This window comes from Nocardia sp. NPDC050175 (assembly GCF_044459885.1).
Classification (GTDB): domain Bacteria; phylum Actinomycetota; class Actinomycetes; order Mycobacteriales; family Mycobacteriaceae; genus Nocardia.
Window position 1 is genome coordinate 47122 of the sequence record NZ_JBITJI010000024.1, and the last position, 14798, is coordinate 61919.

A 14798-nucleotide genomic window follows, 5' to 3' on the forward strand; every position below is an offset into this window, starting at 1 on the left:
GGTCAGTTGTCGCTCGTCGTTTGGCGATGATGCGCGAGCAGCGTGTCGTAGATGTCGGCGAGCGCGGCCAATTGCTGCCGGTCGAGTATGTCGATCATGTGTTTGCGCACGCTGACCACGTGCGCGGGCGCGGCACCGGTGAGCACCTCGGCGCCGCGCGGGGTGAGCCGGGCCGCGGTGCGGCGGGCGTCGTCGGGGATCGGTTCGCGGACAACGAGTCCGCGCTTCTCCATCCGGGTGATCTGATGCGAGAGCCTGCTCTGCGACCACTCGAGTTGCGCGGCGAGCTCGGCGAAAGTGCAGCGGTGTTCCGGGGTTTTGCTCAGGAACGCCAGCACCGAGTATTCGACGTAGGTGAGGTTCGACTCGCGAGCCGAGTCTCGCCCGACCGCCGCGGCGATGAGGTCGCGGGTGCGCACAAAGCCCACCCAGGCGCGCATTTCGACGTCATCGAGCCAATGGGGATCGGTCACGATAGCGCTCCAAACTCTGGCGTGTCATACATTGTCGCGCTCCGTTGTGCGTCGCGCGACGGTGTTGCGGCGAACCGACGCTTGGACGTCCGAACGCTTTTGTGTGGAACGACAGGTAGCACCCCCGGGGTTGAACGTGCAACCTTTTGTGTCAACTGCCTGGGATAAGCCTTGCCTAACCATCGTGTGACGTAGCCGGGTGGATACGCTCGCTGTGCCTGTGACCAGCCCCGCTGAGCGCGCACTGAAACCCGTGCTCGGTTTTTGGCCCCGACCTGCCCGAAGGAGTGCGTCCCGTGACCGCGCCGGACTTCCGCTATTCAGACCTGCTGCCGATCGGCGCCGACGACACCTCGTACCGGTTGCTCACCACCGAGGGCGTGCACACCTTCGAGGCCAACGGCCGGACCTTCCTGCAGGTGGAGCCCGAGGCGCTGCGCCTGCTGACCGCCGAGGCGATGCACGACATCAGCCACTACCTGCGGCCGACGCACCTCGCGCAGCTGCGCAAGATCATCGACGACCCGGAGTCCAGCGGCAACGACCGCTTCGTCGCGCTGGACCTGCTCAAGAACGTGAACATCTCCGCGGGCGGCATCCTGCCGATGTGCCAGGACACCGGCACCGCGATCGTCATGGGCAAGAAGTCCGAGGGCGTGCTGACCGGCGTGGACGACGCCGAATGGATCAGCCGCGGCGTGTTCGACGCCTACACCAAGCTCAACCTGCGCTACTCCCAGCTCGCCCCGATCACCATGTGGGACGAGAAGAACACCGGATCCAACCTGCCCGCGCAGATCGAGTTGTATTCCACGCCAGGCGATCCCGCGCAACCGTCGTACAAGTTCCTGTTCATGGCCAAGGGCGGCGGGTCGGCGAACAAGTCGTTCCTGTACCAGGAGACCAAGGCCGTGCTCAATCCGACGCGGATGCTGGAGTTCCTGGACGAGAAGATCCGATCGCTGGGCACCGCGGCCTGCCCGCCGTACCACCTCGCGGTCGTGATCGGCGGCACCAGTGCCGAATTCGCGTTGAAGACGGCCAAATACGCCTCGGCGCACTACCTCGACCACCTGCCCACCGAGGGATCGCTTGCCGCGCACGGGTTCCGGGATCTGGAGCTGGAGGAGGAGGTCTTCAAGCTGACCCAATCCTTCGGCATCGGTGCGCAATTCGGCGGCAAGTACTTCTGCCACGACGTGCGCGTCGTCCGGCTGCCCAGGCACGGCGCCAGCTGCCCGGTGGCCATCGCGGTGTCCTGCTCGGCCGATCGGCAGGCGCTGGCCAAGATCACGCCCGAGGGCGTGTTCCTGGAGCAGCTCGAGCGCGAGCCCGCGCACTACCTGCCGGAGCAGACCGAGTCGATCCTCGGCGGCGACGTGGTGCAGATCGACCTGAACCGGCCGATGTCGGAGATCCGCGCCGAGCTGTCGAAATACCCGGTGAAGACCCGGCTTTCGCTGACCGGTCCGCTGGTGGTGGCCCGCGATATCGCGCACGCCAAGATCAAGGAGCGCCTCGACGCGGGCGAACCGATGCCGCAGTACCTGCGCGACATGGCCGTCTACTACGCCGGACCCGCCAAGACCCCCGAGGGCTACGCGTCCGGCTCGTTCGGTCCGACCACCGCAGGCCGGATGGACTCCTACGTCGACCAATTCCAAGCTGCCGGTGGCTCTTTCGTCATGCTCGCCAAAGGCAACCGCTCCGCGCAGGTGACCAAGGCGTGCCACGAGCACGGCGGCTTCTACCTCGGCTCCATCGGCGGCCCCGCCGCCCGCCTCGCCCTCGATTGCATCAAGTCCGTCGAGGTGCTCGAATACCCCGAGCTGGGCATGGAGGCGGTCTGGAAGATCGAAGTCCAAGACTTCCCGGCCTTCATCGTCGTCGACGACAAGGGCAACGACTTCTTCGCCGAAACCCAGAAGCCCATCGCCCTGCGCGTCCGCACCCGCTCGGCCGAACGGGTCTGAGGCGATATTCGCGGGTGATGCGGTCTGGCCGGCCTCCGGCAGTGGGGGGAGCCGGTCGGCCGCGTGCGTTCTGATCTCGCATTCGCGGTTTGCTGGCGCTCGAATAGCCCAGGTTGTCAACGGTTTCGATGGGTAAGCGGTGGCTGTTGATGAGCGAGTCGGTGGGCGGGTTTCGTGATCGTCGATGGTGGATGCGGCGGATATTGGACTGTGTCAGGTGACTTGCGTTGTTGGTTGCGTACCGGGTGCGGGGTGCGGTGCTGCCGATGCGACAACGGTTCAGGGATGTCTGCTTGTTCGGGAATGATCGAGTAGTGCTGGGCGCGTGAGGTGGGGTTCCCGGCCTTACCCTGCTGTTTGGTCACGGGAGCAGCAGTTCCAGCCTGGCTGGCCGGCTGTGGTGCTGTTCTCGAGAGTCTCGGGTAGGGGAGTGACGCGGGTGCGGTGTGGTTGGTGGTGTCGAGAGAGCCTGTGCAGTGCCACTTGACGTAGGTTGTGTCCTCTTGACGCATGCTGCAACCTGCGTCAAGAGGATGCTTCTTACGTCAAGTCGTCGTGGCTGCGTTGAGTCGAGTCAAATGGTCGCTAATTGATCTTCAACAGCGACCATTTGACTCGACTCGATTCTCCGAGAGCCCTTGTCGCGCAACGGTGGGTGCGAGACGACGCTGGAACGGGCCAATGCACACCGAGCTCGGGTTCCGAAGGTCTCGATACGCCACCACAGCCGGATATGCGAAGGATTAAGCAGGTGTGCGAAGAAGAACCTATCTGTCGCTTGGTTAACAGCTAGAGCGGCGCCGGACCTCGACGCACACCGTGAATCAGCTGGTTGCGCGTCGGTACGCCAGGGTGGCGCGCAACCTTCCCTGCTTGCGCGGTTGGACGTTGGCGAGGGTGATGTCGCCGCCGTAGTGGGCGAGTACTCGGTGGTCCATCACCGCGCGCCAGAGCGGCGGGATGGCGGCGAGCACGACCATGGTCGCGTAACCGGCGGGTAGTTGCGGTGCCACCGCGGAACTGCGCAGAGTCTGGTACCGGCGTCCCGGATTGGCGTGGTGATCGCTGTGGCGCTGCAGGTGGAACAGGAAGATGTTGGTGACCAGGCGGTCGCTGTTCCAGCTGTCCCGGGGAGAGCAGCGGGCGTAGCGGCCGTTGCTGCGGCGGGCGCGTAGCAGGCCGTAGTGCTCGACGTAGTTCACCGTTTCCAGCAGTGCGATACCGATCACGGCCTGTAGGGCGAGCCAGGGCAGGATGTGCCAGCCGAACAGGGCGACCAAGGTGCCGAAGAGGACAAGGCTCATCGCCCAGGCTTGCAGGATGTGATTGTCCACATCCCACCAGCCGCGCTCCTTGCGGGCGAGGCGTTCGCGCTCCAGCCGGATCGCCGAGCGGAAACCGCCGGTCACGCTGCGCGGCAAGAACTCCCAGAGCGATTCGCCGAGCCGGGCGCTGGCCGGATCCTCCGGCGTGGCGACCCGCACGTGGTGTCCGCGATTGTGTTCGACGAAGAAGTGTCCGTACGCAGACTGGGCGAGCGCGATCTTGGCCAGCCAGCGTTCCAGGTGCTCGACTCGGTGTCCGAGCTCGTGTGCGGCATTGATGCCGATGCCGCTGACGAAGCCGAGAGTCGCGGCGAGACCGAGTTTGTCGATGCCGGTGAGCTCGTCGCCTGCCCACAGATAGCTTGCGATGCCGAGGCCGAACAGCTGGATCGGTAGAAACAGATAGGTGCACCAGCGGTAGTAGCGGTCGCCGGAGAGCAGTTCGTAGTCCTCGTCGCGCGGGTTCGCGCCGTCCTCGCCGACCACCCAGTCCAGCACCGGGATCACCAGCAACACGATGATCGGGCCGATCCACCAGAAGACGGGCGCGCCGGTGTGCAGCACGAGCTGCGAGGGGAGCAGTGCACACATCGGCGCGATCAGACCGAGCATCCACAGCGGGCGCTTACGGTCCTGACCTCGGGGCTGGCGACGGTTGATCTTCCTGCTTCTTTCCGTGCGATTCCGGCCACGGGCAACCGTAATCTGTTGTGACTGCTGAATTATCCACGGTGCGTTAGTTGGGTTCGATAGCAGAGTCGCCGAGAGCTCGGCTCTTGTTACGGATGTGGAGCGAAAGTGTTCCGAATCCTGACAGCCCGCTCCGCCCGGCGTGTGGGATCGGTCGCATCGCCGGTGGTCAGGCCATGTCAGACTGGGCCGCGCCCCGACCCGCTGTTCCACGATCCGCTCGCCGGCCGGCCGGCCGGCGCGCAGGGACACACGATCGTCGAGATAGCGCCGCGGGTCATGCGCACTGCCCCAGCCCGATCCGCGCAAGCCGCTGCGCAACCCGTGGTCGGCGGTGATCCGTTTCCGGCACGAAACAGGGGCGGTGACCTGATGTTTTCGCTAACAAAGGGATTGCTGGGCCGACGTGCGCGCGAACCACACTCCGATCGGCGGTCTGGTCTCGGATAAGGCGAGTTTCTGCGCCAGATAATTTCCGGGCTCTGTCGATATCGTCGGCAAAATAGCGCGGCCGGTTTCGCTGTGCCGCTGGGAAATTACGGCCGTGCGGCGGCGAGTATGGGCTCTGAACTGGGCGTTCCATTTTCGTGGAGGCTTTTGTGCGGACACACAAATGTCACCCCGATCGCCGGAGTGACGTCACCCTTTCCCGGGGCACCCTTAGCGATGAAGATCATTGATGCCGTTCATCGCAGATGCCATTGAAGGTCGAGGAGGGCAATGAGTACGTCCAGGGTCATCACGACAACACTGCGTCTCTCGCAATCCGCCAGCCGCCGGTTGGCCGCACGTGCCGCACGTGAGGGTACTACTTCTACCGCATTGCTCGACCGCCTCATCCGGGAGGGCGTCGACCAGCTCGATCATCCCGGCATTGTCTTCCGCGGACCGATGCACGATCGGCGCGCCGCGCTGGTCGCGGGTCCCGATGTCTGGGAAGTCGTTGCCCGCCTACAGGAATTGGACGGTCCGGTCGAGCGGCGCATCGAAATACTGAGCGTGAAGTCGAGCCTGCACACTAGCAAGATCAAGATCGCCATCGACTACGCCCGCGACCACGGCGGCGAGATCATCGAGCGGATCGGGCGCAATCGTGAAGCGGCCGAAGCGATTCGCCGACCGGCGCCGGTGCGGACACCCGCCGTCGAACGGGACCACCTCACGCTGGTCACTCCGCTGCGCGAGTGATTCGGTCGAATTGTCCGGTGTCGGAGTCGAATTGTCCGTTCTAGTGGCTGTTCACATCACTGGGGAGCGAATGTGAACACTTTTGTCGCCTGTGCACAAACCCGCTCGGCCTGCGGACGAACACCCCTCGAGCGTGTCGGGGTGCCGTCCGCGGTCTGATCGGGGGATGCGCGACCGTAGCGGGGGCCCTGTCAGAAAACGGTACGGTCGTGAAACTCGGTAAACCACCGCAATTTTCGCGAATCGGACTGGTAGCACTCGCCCGCACATTGTGATCCACAGCACTGGGATAGATTGTGGATAACCTCCGTTCCTTGTGGATGAAGCATTTGCCGGACAACGGATTTCGGGTAAGCATGGGCCATGCCCATTGACTATGACTCCTCGTCAACCGCGCGCAGCGGTCGACCTCGGCCGTTTGCCACGCCGCATGCGCACGCCCGCCCGGCAGACGATGTTCTTCCCGTATCGGGTGGAGGCATCGTATGATGCTGAGTATGAAGGCTCGGATGACGTTGAGTCTCGAACAGGCCACCGCCGACTACATCACCAAGCAGGCGGCGGCTGCGGGCGGGAATGTGTCCGCATGGGTCGAGCGGCACTTCCAGGAGCAAGCACTACGCGAATCGGTCGCGTCCTACGTCGAGTGGGACGCCGCGAACCCCGGTTACGCCGAGGCGGCCGCGGAAGAGGCCGAGGCCGCCGCACGTGAAGCCGGACTCGCGTGAACCGCGGCGAAGTCTGGAGCTACGCGCCGATCATCAACCGTCCCGGGGTGTCGACACGACGACTGATCGTCAGCGCTGCGCCGATCAACGAGAACCCGCATCTGAAGGTCGTGCTGACCCTGCATGTCCTCGATTCGGACCCGGGCGGATTGCTGGCCGTCGACCTGGCTCCCCACGGATGGGCCTCGGCCCTGCACCCCGAAGCCACCGTGCGCCGACGACTCGACGAGTGCGTCGGCGTCACGGATCCGGCGACCATGGACCTGGTATCGGCAGCTCTGCGCGCCGCGCAGGACCTGTGAGTGTCGGCGGCGACTTCGGTCGTCGCCGACCTCGACCGTTACCATCGCCGGCATGGTGTTGCGGAGTGGTGTGCGGAATCGACTAGCGCTCGGTCTACCGGTGGCGGTGCTGCCCGCGCTGGTGGTGACGGGTTTGCTGGCACCGCAGGCGGCGGGGCAGGCGGCGCCGATCGATCAGCGGGAGGCGTTGGGGTCGGCGGCGGGAACCGAGGGGTTGGAGCCGGGGCTCGCGGTGGCGTACTCGCTGGCGGAGAGCGAGGCGCACGCGCAAGGTGTGCCGTTGTCGATCACCTCGGGGTATCGCACGCCCGCCGAGCAGCAGCAGTTATGGGACAACGGTGTGGCGACCTATGGCAGCCCGGAGGTGGCGCGCCGATGGGTGTTGCCGCCGGAGGAGTCGACGCACGTGTCGGGTCGCGCGGTCGATGTCGGGCCGCAGGCGGGCGCGCGGTGGCTGGAGACCAACGGAACTCGCTGGGGACTGTGCCGGATGTACGACAACGAATGGTGGCATTTCGAATTAGCCACCGCGCCCGGCGGAGTTTGCCCGCCGATACGGCCGGACGCCAGTAGTCGGTAATCAGCCTCTTTCACGCAGTAGATCGAGAACCTTGGTTTCGTTGAGATCGCCATAACCGGCCTCGACGAGTCGGCTGAAAATGTCGTAAGCGGCATGGCCGAGTGCGGCCGGACCGTCCACACTGTCGGATAGTTCGACGCCGATACGAGTGTCCTTCAGACGTAACTCGGCCGTGAAAGCGATATCGCGATCGTGCACCCCGTCGAGCATGATTCGGCCGACTCTCGCCACCGTGGGGCTGATCCGCGCGAGGGTATCGACAACGGTCGCCAACTCCAACCCGGCGAGTTCCGCGACCCGCAGCACCTCCGCCGTCGCGGCGATCTGGATGGAGCCGTGCAGGTTCTGCAACAGCTTGTATGCGGTACCCGCGCCGACCTCGCCGAAGCGAATAATGTTGGTGCACAATGGTTCCAGCAGTGGGCGGGCCGCTTCGAGATCGGCAGCGTCGGCTCCGACGAACAGCGTCAACTCGCCCGCCGCGGCCACCTCCGGCAGTCCGGTCACGGGAGAGTCGAGATACCGAAGCCCCTGCGCGCCAGCCTGTTTCGCCAGCTCCAGCACCCACGGCCGGGAGATCGTCGAGCATTCAACGGCGAACGCACCAGGCGTGAGGTCGGCGGCCAAGGCTCCGTCCGCACCGAGCCAGACCGTGCGTGAGGCCTCGTCATCGGCGACCATCGAGATGATTACGTCGGCCCCATCCGCCGCCTCGCGCGGCGACGCCGCCAGCACGGCTCCGGCCGAAATCAGTTCCGCAGCTTTCTCCGGCGACCGATTGAACACGACCACCTCGTGCCCGGCGGCCAGCATCCGCGCCGCCATCCCCGATCCCATCCGACCCGCCCCGAGAAAACCGATCTTCGCCATCCCGGCACCCTACCGAGCCCGGGTGTACGAGCTGTCAGACTGCGAAGATGAACGATTCGGTGCGGCGCCGCGGGCGCCCGGCCAGGCTCTCGCAGGACGCGATCCTTCTGGTCGCACAGGAGATCGTGGAGTTCGGCGGGATCGACGCGCTGACCATGCGGGCCGTCGCGCAGCGCCTGTCGAGCTCGCCGATGGCGATCTACCGGCACGTCCGCGACAAGGACGAGCTGCTGTTGTTGCTGCTCGACCGTGCCGCGGCCGCGCTGCGACGACCCGAGTTGCCAGCGGATCCGCGGCAGCGGCTGGTGGTGTTGTGGCGGTTCCTGCACGACCAGTTGGTGGCGAATCCCTGGGTCGTCGGTGTGCTCGCGGGCGGCGATCTGGCCGGTCGCTCGATTCTGTGGTTGGTCGAGGAGATACTGCAGGCGTTTCTTGCCTGCGGACTCGACGCCGAGCGGGCGGGTGCCGCCTACCGGGCGGTGTGGCAGTACACCGTCGGCGTGCTGACCATCCGAATCGCGATGGCGCGCACCGCTTCCGGGCTTGATCGCCCGAGCTTCCAATCAGAGATGATCGCCTCCGTTGATCCCGGGCAGACCCCGACCATCGCCTCGTTCGCAGGCGAGTGGCCGCATGCCTGGGACAACTACGAGTTCGGCCTCAACGCCCTGCTCGACGGGCTGATACCACGCTCTTGACAACGTCTCGCCTATTTTGTGTACTGATAAACAAATAGAGCGAGGAGACAGTCATGATCGAAGCCGACGTAGTCGTGATCGGCTCGGGTGCGGCCGGTTTGGCGGCGGCACTGGCCGCGGCCGACGGTGGCGCCGAGGTGGTGGTGCTCGAGGCGTCCTCGCGCTGGGGCGGCTCGACCGCGGTCTCCGGCGGGCAGGTGTGGGCGCCGGCCAACCATCGAATGCGCGAGGCGGGCTTCGCCGACACGGTCGAGGAAGCGCTGACCTACTGCCGGACCGCTGCACCTGGGCGCGATGACACCTTGGTGGAGACGTTCGTGCGGACGGTGTCAGAGGTGGTGCGTTTCCTCGAGGAGCATTCACCGATCCAGTTCCTGCCGGTGCCGTCCTACCCGGACACCTTCGTCGAGCTGCCGGGTGGCAAGACTGCCCGCCACGTCGAGGTGGCTCCGCAGGACCTCGGTGACCTCGGCGACCTGGCCGAACTGGTCTGGCCCGCACCGTTTTTCGCGCCGGTGCTCACCAATCAGGAGGTGATGGCACACAATTTGTTCGCCGGGGGAGCGCCGCCGATGGAGCTGATCGGCCAGCGCATGTCTGCCGGAGCGGTGACGATGGGTGCGGGGTTGATCGTCGGCCTGCTGCACGGTTGTCGGAAAGCGGGTGTGCACCTGATCCGCGATTGCCGGGTGACCGAACTGACGCGCGACGAGGACGGGCGCGTCACCGGCGTGCGCACTGACAACGTGCGCCGCACCGTTCGCGCGGACCGCGGGGTCGTGCTCGCTTCCGGCGGTTTCGAGCACGACCCGACCCTGCGGTCGCAACTGCTGTCCGGGCCGCTCACCCATCCAGTGACGCCGCCGATTCAACACGGTGACGGACTGCGGATGGCGGGTCAGATCGGCGCGGCCATGGCCTACACCGGCGAGTATTGGTCCTGGCCCGCCTGTCAGACGCCGGGTCGGACCTGGCCCGACGCAACCCCGCAACCGCAACTCACACTGCCGGAACGCACACTGCCCCATGTGTTGTGGGTGAACGCCGCGGGCCGCCGCTTCGTCAACGAGTCGAGCCACAACTGTGCGAGCGCCTTCGCCGAACTCGATCCCAACACCCACCACCCGCGGAACCTGCCCGCCTGGGCCATCGGCGACGCGCAATTCCGTGCCAAATACTCGGTCGCGGGCGTTCCCGCGGGCACGCCCGCGCCGGACTGGTTGATCCAAGCCGACAGCCTCGCCGAACTCGCTGAGCGCACCGGCATCGACGCGGTGGCACTCGAACAGACCGTCACCCGATTCAATGCCATGGCGGAAGCCGGTCGTGATGACGACTTCCATCGCGGCAATACCCGCTACGAACACGCCTTCGGCGACCCGTCCGCTACCCATCCCAATCTCGGACCGGTAAGCGCGCCACCGTTTTTCGCCGTCCCGGTGTACCCGAGTGCGGTCGGCACCAAAGGCGGCCCGCGCATCGACCAACGCGCCCGCGTGCTCGACTGGACTGGCGCACCCATCCCCGGCCTCTACGCCGCGGGCAACGTCGCCGCCGCGGTGTTCGGTCCCGGCACTTTCGCAGGCGGCCTGACGGTCGCCTCGGCGCTGACCTGGGGCTGGATCGCAGGGCGCGACTTGGCCAGCCCGCACTGAGGCAACCGGGGCCACTTCCGTCGCCCATGGTGTCGTAGCCCACTCCCCCGTAACCTCTGGGATTGCGAAACGAAGCGAGTCAAATGGTTGCTCGTAGAGATCAACTAGCGACCTTTTGACTCGCCTCGATTGGGTCAGCTGACGGGGGTCAGTTCGATGGCGCCCTCGATGGTGTTGTGGACGCGGCGGCGGTTGGGGGAGCCGAGGGCGGCGGTGAGGTCGGTGCCGTCGTGTTCGGCGAGCAGGTCGCCGCTGTCCCAGACCAGCAGCGTTGCGCTGACGGTGTTTTCGGCGGCGGCGTGTGCGAGGTCGTAGTGGGCGCAGCCGGGGACGTGGGCGTAGGTGATCCAGAGGTCGTAGCCGGTCATGAACAGGTCGAGGTCGAATTGCACGCTGAGGCCGAGCAATTCGCTGCGGCCGTTGTCGTCGACGCCGGCGAACGCCTCGTCGAGCGCGAGCAGGCGCGGGGCCTGCGGGTCGGCGGAGTCCAGCATGACGTGCGCGGCGGCGAACAGCGGCAGGTGCAGCGAGACCGACTGCTCGCCACCGGAGAGCGCGCTGTGCCTGGCCACGGTGAGCTTGTCCTCGCTGCCGTCGGCGGAGATGAGGGTGAACGAGAACACCCGCCAGGTGCGGTAATCCAGGGTGGCCGCGAGGATCTCGGGATAGGAGCGCTCCGGGTGCGCGGCCCGGGCCGCACGGATCTCGGACGCGAAATGCGCACGGATGGTGGCGAGTTCGTCCGCGCCGAGGACCGAGGCGTCCCGGTCGAGCAGCTTGCACATGGCCCGCGCCGGATCGGAGAGGGTGTCGGCCAGCACCCAGTGCACGCCGATGGTGTTGCCCGAGGACATCCGGCGCTGCTTCATTTCCGCGCCCATCCTGGCGATGAGATCGCGTGCGTCGCTGGTGCGTTCGTAGATCTGCTGGGCCAGCCCGGTCAGCAGCGCGTCCTCCAGGATGCGCCGCTCGGCGTCGGTGAGCAGCAACTCCTGATCCTTGCGGGCCCCGTCGATGCGGGCCGCGAAATCGGCGAGCGCCGACATGCCGTCGTCGTCCTGCACCTGCACCACGGTCAGCCCGTCGGCGGCGTCCCACTGCAGCCGATAGTCGCGGCCGGACCCCGACAGCGCGGCATCGAACTCCTGCAGCGCCGCCGTCACGGCACTGCGGGTCGACTTGCGGGTCGCCTCGCTGGCCCGCACCGAAGACGTTGCGGCGGTCAGGCTTTCGAAGAGCTCGCCGACCTCGTCCGGCAGCACCTGCGGCTCGACCTCCGGTCCCGCCTGGGCGATCCGGTACAGCAGCTGCTCGGGCGTTGACCAGGCGGCCTCACTGCTGGGCCAGCGGCCCTCGGCCGACGCGCCGAGCAATCGAAGCAGGTCCGGGCGAGCGTACGGGGCAAGGGCTTTCACGTCGGCGAGCACCTCGGTCAGTGCGGTGCCCAGTGATTCATGCGCGGTCCGGTAGGCCGCCTCGGCGTCACCGATCGCCTCGATGGCCTCGTTGGCGGCCTTACGCGCCGCCTTCTGCTCGGCCTTGGTCGCCTCGATCTTCGCGCGGGCCTTCTCGAGTTCCTGATCGATGTCGGCGGCACCGGCACCCAGTGCCTCGCGCAGGGTTTCGAGCTTGCGCAGCTGCTCCTGGTAGCCGGACTTGGCCGCCTCGGCCTCCTCGGCGAACGCCTCGGCCAGATCCTTGGCCTCGTCGTGCCGGTCGGTGCCCTCGCGTTCGCGTTCGCGTTCCCGCTCGTGTTCGGTGCGCAGCCGGAGCAGACCGGTGCCGGTGTTCTCGAAATGCCGGATGGCGGCGGCCAACGCGTCGAGTTCGCGCGGATCGCGCGGGGTCCGGTGCTTCGTCGCGGCCGCGCGCAGCTTCTTCTCGACCGCGGTGGTATCGGCGACGGCTTGGTCGAGGTCGCGCTCGGCCTGAGTGGCGGCCTCGGAGCGGGAGCGCATCATCCCTGCGGTCTCCGAGACGGCACGCAAGGCGGTGGTGACCGCGGTGGCCCGCGGCAAAGCCTTGGCGGCGGCCGAGATTCGCGCGAGCTCGGCGGTGGCGTCGGACTCCTGGTCTTGCGCCCCACGCTGGGCTTCACCTGCCGCCTCGAGTGCGGCGGCGAGTTCGGTCAGCCGCAGCTCGCGGCGGCGGGCTCGAGCGGTGGCACCGATGAACTCGGCGTCGGCCTTGTGGTGCCTGCCTACCTGCACGCCTTGGCGGAAACCGCCCGCAGTGCTGACCCCGGACGCCGGATCACCCTTACCCTCGTGCAGCGCGATGGAGGCGAGCACCTCGGTGACGGCCTGCCGCGGCACCGTGAGCTCGTCCGAATCCTCCTCGACGACAAGGACATCGGCGAGGGTGCGGCCCTTCGGCCGTTCCTTCTCCGGCAGCGGGACGAGGAACAGATCCGAGTCGTACTTCGCGGGCGGCTCGGCACAGATCCACCCGTCGAGCAGATCGGCGGCATGCAGCGCGGCCTCGATACCGGCGGCCACCGGTGGCTTCACATTGTCGGCAAAGCGGACCAGCCGCCACAGCGGGGCACCGGGACGGTCCTCGGTGTCGCGCGCGCGAGCGGCGAAAGCCGGTGGCGCGTCGTCGCTTTGCGCGGCGACCCGGTCGCGTTCGGCGGTCAGCTCGGCGATCTGCTCGCCCGCCGTCGCCGCGCGGCCACGCGCCTCTTGCCGGTCGTTGCGGATCTCGTCGATCAGCGCCTCGGTGCGCTCGGCGAGCACCTCCGCGACCGTCGCCTCCTCCGAACCCGCCTGCGCGAGCGCGGTATCGAGGTCCTCGAACAGTCCGTTGCCGAGCGGGGAGTAGACCTCGCGGTGCTCGTCCCACCAACCGCGCAGCGCGCTGGCGGCTTCGGTGCGGGCCAGCACCACCGCCGCCTCGGCGTGCGCGACCTCGGCGGCCGCCGCCTCACTCAGCTCGCGGGCGCGTTCGGCGAGTCGTTCGGCCCTGGTGCGTTCGGCCGCCGCGGTCTCCATGACCCCCATGGCCTGCCGGACCGCGCGCACGTCGGCGTCGCGTTCCTCGGCATGCGCGCGCACCGTCGCGGTGAGCTGTTCGGCGCGCGCACCCTCGGACAGTGCCGTCCAGTCGATCCCGGCTTCCTCTGCGGCGGAACGCAATTCGTCCTCGCCGCGAGACAATGCCGCAGCGGCCGTGCGGACCGCGGTGCGCGCGCGTTCGGCCTCCTGCGCCCGCTGATCGAGGGTCTGCCGCGCCTTCAGCGCCTTGTCGCCGTGTACACCCGCCGAGGTCTCCAGCCGACGGACCGCGTCGGCGAGATCGTCGAGCTGCTGCTTGCCCTCGTAGGCGCTGGAGCGCTGTAGGTTCTCCCGGTCGCCGAGCGCGTGCTCGTAGGCCCGGTCGGCATCCTCGGCGCGCGCCTCCGCGGTGGCGCGTTCGCCCTCGCGGCGCTCGCGCAGCGCGGTCGCGGCGAACAGCGCGGTGCTGGCATGGGTGACCGCGTCGAGTCGGGTACGCAGCTGATCGACGTCCGTCTTCGCCTGCACCGCAAGGTATTTGCGGTAGACGTCGACGAACGTGCGGGTGGCGCTGTCGGCGTGCACCAGACCCTCCAGGGTGCGGCCGACCTCCTCCATATCGCTGAACGACCGCGCCGCGTCCAGGATCAGCTGTTCGTCGAGGGGCCGCAGGCCGTCGGTGAGCGCCTGCGAAAGTCCGCGCGGGTCCAGGTTTTTCGCCAGCTGCGGGCGGCGCAGCGTGAGGATCAGGTTGATCAGCTGGTCGTAGCGCTGGGTGCCGAGCCCGAACATCCTGGCGTCGATGGCGTTTCGGTATTCGACCGGACGATCCACGATGGCGTCGGTGCCGATCTGCTCGGCCAGCTGCTTGCGGGTGAACGGCCGGTCGTCGGGCCCGATGAGTGAGAAGTCCACGCCGACCCGGCCGTCGGCGACGAAGTACCAGCGCGTCACCTTGTCCGAGGAGCGGGTGGCGCGCATGCCGATGCCGACGGTCACCGCCTCGGCGTCGTCCCAGTCGCCGCGCGCGAACTCCATCCAGACGTAGGAGTAGGCCGATTCCTGCTTGCGGTACAACAGGTTCGACTTCATCGTGCGCTCTTCACCGGCGAACGGGTTGAGCCTGCGCGGCTCGATCCGCCCGTCCAGCACGAACGGGAACAGCACCTCGAGGGCCTTGGTCTTGCCGGACCCGTTGGGGCCGCGCAGCACCAATCTGCCGTCGGCGAAGCAGAATTCCTGGTCGCGGTAGTCCCACAGGTTGACGATTCCGGCGCGGGTCGGGATGAACCGCACTCCGCCGTGAATGAGCGACATCGC

At 67.2% G+C, this 14798-nt stretch carries 11 protein-coding genes; 7 read left to right on the top strand and 4 right to left on the bottom strand.

The window, feature by feature from the left end:
• Nucleotides 1-2: 2 nt before the first annotated feature.
• Nucleotides 3-473: a MarR family winged helix-turn-helix transcriptional regulator gene (locus tag ACIBK2_RS45130; protein ID WP_396977332.1), complete on the bottom strand. Its 471-nt coding sequence runs from the start codon at nucleotides 471-473 to the stop codon at nucleotides 3-5.
• 296 nt (nucleotides 474-769) lie between these two features.
• On the opposite strand from ACIBK2_RS45130, the gene ACIBK2_RS45135 reads away from it, so the two are divergent.
• On the top strand, nucleotides 770-2446 hold the full coding sequence (locus ACIBK2_RS45135) for a fumarate hydratase (RefSeq protein WP_396977334.1): 1677 nt from the start codon (nucleotides 770-772) through the stop codon (nucleotides 2444-2446).
• Nucleotides 2447-3270: 824 nt separating this feature from the next.
• On the opposite strand, the gene ACIBK2_RS45140 is transcribed toward ACIBK2_RS45135, so the two are convergent.
• Complete coding sequence (locus ACIBK2_RS45140; protein WP_396977336.1) at nucleotides 3271-4362, bottom strand: alkane 1-monooxygenase; 1092 nt, start codon at nucleotides 4360-4362, stop codon at nucleotides 3271-3273.
• Between the two features lie 819 nt (nucleotides 4363-5181).
• Here ACIBK2_RS45140 and ACIBK2_RS45145 point away from each other — a divergent pair.
• The 4 genes from ACIBK2_RS45145 to ACIBK2_RS45160 all read left to right on the top strand — a co-directional run bounded on the left by ACIBK2_RS45145 (nucleotide 5182) and on the right by ACIBK2_RS45160 (nucleotide 7259).
• The gene (locus ACIBK2_RS45145) at nucleotides 5182-5649 is read left to right on the top strand and encodes a hypothetical protein (protein WP_396977338.1); all 468 of its coding nucleotides are present in this window, start codon (nucleotides 5182-5184) and stop codon (nucleotides 5647-5649) included.
• 497 nt (nucleotides 5650-6146) lie between these two features.
• On the top strand, nucleotides 6147-6377 hold the full coding sequence (locus tag ACIBK2_RS45150; RefSeq protein ID WP_396977340.1) for a hypothetical protein: 231 nt from the start codon (nucleotides 6147-6149) through the stop codon (nucleotides 6375-6377).
• Nucleotides 6378-6424: 47 nt separating this feature from the next.
• Nucleotides 6425-6679 carry a hypothetical protein gene (locus tag ACIBK2_RS45155; RefSeq protein WP_396977342.1) on the top strand — a complete coding sequence of 85 codons (255 nt, stop codon included), beginning with the start codon at nucleotides 6425-6427 and terminating at the stop codon, nucleotides 6677-6679.
• Between the two features lie 52 nt (nucleotides 6680-6731).
• Nucleotides 6732-7259 (top strand): M15 family metallopeptidase, encoded by a 528-nt coding sequence (locus ACIBK2_RS45160; protein WP_396977344.1) that lies wholly within the window; start codon nucleotides 6732-6734, stop codon nucleotides 7257-7259.
• On the opposite strand, the gene ACIBK2_RS45165 is transcribed toward ACIBK2_RS45160, so the two are convergent.
• A complete protein-coding gene (locus ACIBK2_RS45165; RefSeq protein WP_396977346.1) occupies nucleotides 7260-8129 on the bottom strand; it encodes an NAD(P)-dependent oxidoreductase in 870 nt (289 codons plus the stop codon). It lies immediately after the preceding gene.
• A gap of 47 nt (nucleotides 8130-8176) precedes the next feature.
• Between ACIBK2_RS45165 and ACIBK2_RS45170 the strand changes: the two genes are divergently transcribed.
• Nucleotides 8177-8827: a TetR/AcrR family transcriptional regulator gene (locus ACIBK2_RS45170; protein WP_396977348.1), complete on the top strand. Its 651-nt coding sequence runs from the start codon at nucleotides 8177-8179 to the stop codon at nucleotides 8825-8827.
• A gap of 53 nt (nucleotides 8828-8880) precedes the next feature.
• The gene (locus ACIBK2_RS45175) at nucleotides 8881-10482 is read left to right on the top strand and encodes an FAD-dependent oxidoreductase (RefSeq protein ID WP_396977350.1); all 1602 of its coding nucleotides are present in this window, start codon (nucleotides 8881-8883) and stop codon (nucleotides 10480-10482) included.
• Between the two features lie 134 nt (nucleotides 10483-10616).
• On the opposite strand, the gene ACIBK2_RS45180 is transcribed toward ACIBK2_RS45175, so the two are convergent.
• Nucleotides 10617-14795: a TIGR02680 family protein gene (locus ACIBK2_RS45180; protein ID WP_396977352.1), complete on the bottom strand. Its 4179-nt coding sequence runs from the start codon at nucleotides 14793-14795 to the stop codon at nucleotides 10617-10619.
• Nucleotides 14796-14798: the final 3 nt, after the last annotated feature.

What these genes read in the sequence shown, in the direction of transcription:
- ACIBK2_RS45140 (WP_396977336.1), bottom strand. Translation starts at nt 4,362, where the DNA reads ATGTGTGCACTGCTCCCCTCGCAGCTCGTGCTGCACACCGGCGCGCCC.
- ACIBK2_RS45145 (WP_396977338.1), top strand. Translation starts at nt 5,182, where the DNA reads ATGAGTACGTCCAGGGTCATCACGACAACACTGCGTCTCTCGCAATCC.
- ACIBK2_RS45150 (WP_396977340.1), top strand. Translation starts at nt 6,147, where the DNA reads ATGAAGGCTCGGATGACGTTGAGTCTCGAACAGGCCACCGCCGACTAC.
- ACIBK2_RS45160 (WP_396977344.1), top strand. Translation starts at nt 6,732, where the DNA reads ATGGTGTTGCGGAGTGGTGTGCGGAATCGACTAGCGCTCGGTCTACCG.
- ACIBK2_RS45165 (WP_396977346.1), bottom strand. Translation starts at nt 8,129, where the DNA reads ATGGCGAAGATCGGTTTTCTCGGGGCGGGTCGGATGGGATCGGGGATG.
- ACIBK2_RS45170 (WP_396977348.1), top strand. Translation starts at nt 8,177, where the DNA reads ATGAACGATTCGGTGCGGCGCCGCGGGCGCCCGGCCAGGCTCTCGCAG.
- ACIBK2_RS45175 (WP_396977350.1), top strand. Translation starts at nt 8,881, where the DNA reads ATGATCGAAGCCGACGTAGTCGTGATCGGCTCGGGTGCGGCCGGTTTG.
- ACIBK2_RS45180 (WP_396977352.1), bottom strand. Translation starts at nt 14,795, where the DNA reads ATGTCGCTCATTCACGGCGGAGTGCGGTTCATCCCGACCCGCGCCGGA.